General features: G+C 71.1%; 2 protein-coding genes and 1 pseudogene. All 3 read right to left on the bottom strand.

What is annotated here, in order from left to right:
- Nucleotides 1–212, bottom strand: a pseudogene (locus tag ABWK99_RS15665) (hypothetical protein); the annotation flags it as partial.
- 49 nt (nt 213–261) lie between these two features.
- Entirely contained in the window at nt 262–1,482 is a 1,221-nt protein-coding gene (locus ABWK99_RS15660; protein WP_372595616.1) for an LCP family protein, read from the bottom strand.
- Nucleotides 1,483–1,657: 175 nt separating this feature from the next.
- Nucleotides 1,658–2,435, bottom strand: a 778-nt coding sequence (rfbB, locus tag ABWK99_RS15655) for a dTDP-glucose 4,6-dehydratase (protein ID WP_372595615.1), incomplete at its 5' end; no start/stop codon positions are given.

Below are 2,435 nucleotides of genomic sequence, written 5' to 3'. Positions count from 1 at the left end.
GGCGTCTGCTGGCCGCTCGTGGGTCGGGCCGGACGGCCGATCGGGACGGTGCCGTCGTCCTCCGGTCGCGCCGGTGGCCGTCCGCCGGGCGCGAAGCTCGGCGGGAGGGCGGTGCCGCGACCGTCGCCCGCCGGGGGGACGGGGCGCGCGGCTCCGCCGTTGCGGGCGCGGCTCGTCGGTCTCCCGTCGTGCGGGTCGCGGTCGGAGGGCACGCTTGAGGGTACGGGGAAGGCGAAGGGGAGCGGTGGCGACGCGCGAGCGTCAGCCGCAGACGGCCGTGATGTCGTCGGCGGTGAACGGGTCGACGCCTGGCTCGGCGGTCGTCGTCGTGGACGGGGTCGGGTCGGTCGAGGGCGTCGCGCTGCTCGAGGCGCTCGGGTCGGCGGAGGGTGAGGCGCTGGTGGTCGCGGAGGGGGTCGGGTCCGCGGACGCGTCGGCCGCCGGTTCCGCCGTGGCGACGATCGGCTGGTCGGCGACCATGTTGGCCCACACGGTCGCGGCCTCGGAGGTCCAGACGACGCGGTTCGGGTCCTCCGGCCAGGCGGTCACCGGGATCGTCATGAAGGTGATGGCGCTCCGGTCGAGCGAGCGCAGGCTCAGGGCGAGCCCCGCCATGTCCGTCAGCGAGCTCAACGCAGGGTCGACGGTCAGCGAGGCCGTCGCGGCGCTGAGGAAGCTCATCAGGTTCGGCACGTCGGTGAGGATGTTCTGCGACTGGATCTGGCGGACCATCGCCGCGATGAGCTCCTGCTGGCGTCCGGTCCGCTGCAGGTCGGAGCCGTTGAGGTTGGTGCCCTTGCGAGCCCGGGCGAAGGCGAGGGCCGTCGTCCCGTCGAGGGTCTGGTAGCCGGCGTCGAGGTCGAGACCGGCATCGGCCGAGTAGAGCGGCTCGGAGATGCAGATGGGGACCCCGTCGAGAGCGTCGACCATGCTGATGAACCCGACGAAGTCCACCACGGCGAAGTGGTCGATCGTCAGGCCCGTGTTCGCCTGCACCGTCTTGATGGTGCACGCGGCGGCCGAGGTGAGGTCGCCACCCTGGTCCCAGCCGATCGCGAAGGCCGTGTTGAACATGGCGTCGCTCTGCGCCCAGGAGGTCGAGCCGTCCGTCATCGTGCAGGAGGGGATGTCGACGATGGAGTCACGGGGGATCGAGACGAGCTCTGCTCGCGTGCGGTCCGCCGAGATGTGCACGACGATCGTGGTGTCCGAGCGCATGCCCTCGACGTCGCCGCCGATCTCGCCGTTCTCGCCGTCGCGCTCGTCCGAGCCGAGCAAGAGGATGTTGACCTCCTGGCCGGCGAGCGGGTCGTCGGGGTCGGGGGCCGGCTGCTCGGGGGCCTCCCCGACCAGGGCGCTCACATCGGCGACGGTCACGTTCCCCTGGAGCCGGTTGTAGGCGGCCGCGGCACCGCCGACGGTGGTCGCCAGCACGGCCGTGGTGACCAGGGCGACCCCGCGGAGCACGTGGTGGTTGCGCATGCTGCGGGCGTGGCGGAGGGAATGGCGCGGCCGGACGGCATGGCGAGGGGTCACAGCGGACGATCTTACGAGGCGAGCACATCCCGACGGCGGAGCCCTGGGGCCGATCGGGTGGAGGAACTGTGGAGATGGGACGACCGGGGAGTCGTGGACGTGCGACGCCCCGGTCGGGGGCTCAGCGCCCCAGCGCCGCGTACTTCGCCTCGGTGGCGTCCTTCTGCGGGCGCCACCACGCCTCGTTCTCCTGGTACCAGGCGACCGTGGCGGCGAGACCGTCGCGGAAGCTCTCGTACTGCGGGGTCCAGCCGAGCTCCTCGCGCAGCTTGCTCGAGTCGATCGCGTAGCGCAGGTCGTGGCCGGGGCGGTCGCTGACGTGGTCGTAGGCCTTCGGGTCCTGGCCCATCAGCTCGAGGATCAGCTCGATGACGTCCTTGTTGTTCTGCTCGCCGTCGGCGCCGATGAGGTACGTCTCGCCGATCCTGCCGCGCTCGAGGATCGCCAGGACGGCAGCGTTGTGGTCGTCCACGTGGATCCAGTCGCGCACGTTCTCGCCGGTGCCGTAGAGCTTGGGCCGCACGCCGTCGACCACGTTGGTGATCTGGCGCGGGATGAACTTCTCCACGTGCTGGTACGGCCCGTAGTTGTTCGAGCAGTTCGAGATCGTCGCCTGCACCCCGAAGGACCGCACCCACGCCCGCGCCAGCATGTCGCTGGCGGCCTTGGTCGAGGAGTACGGGCTCGACGGGTTGTAGGGGGTGCTGGGAGTGAACTTCGCCGGGTCGTCCAGCTCGAGGTCGCCGTAGACCTCGTCCGTGGAGATGTGGTGGTAGCGCACCGCGTGGCGGCGCACGGCCTCGAGCAGCGTGTAGGTGCCGATGACGTTCGTCTGCACGAACGGCCAGGGGTTGGACAGCGAGTTGTCGTTGTGGCTCTCCGCGGCGAAGTGCACGACG

Origin of the sequence: Actinotalea sp. (assembly GCF_041597215.1) — a bacterium.
In the GTDB taxonomy this organism is placed as follows: domain Bacteria; phylum Actinomycetota; class Actinomycetes; order Actinomycetales; family Cellulomonadaceae; genus Actinotalea.
Note: the sequence above shows the minus strand (reverse complement) of the source record. Positions and strands in the feature narration are given on the sequence as shown.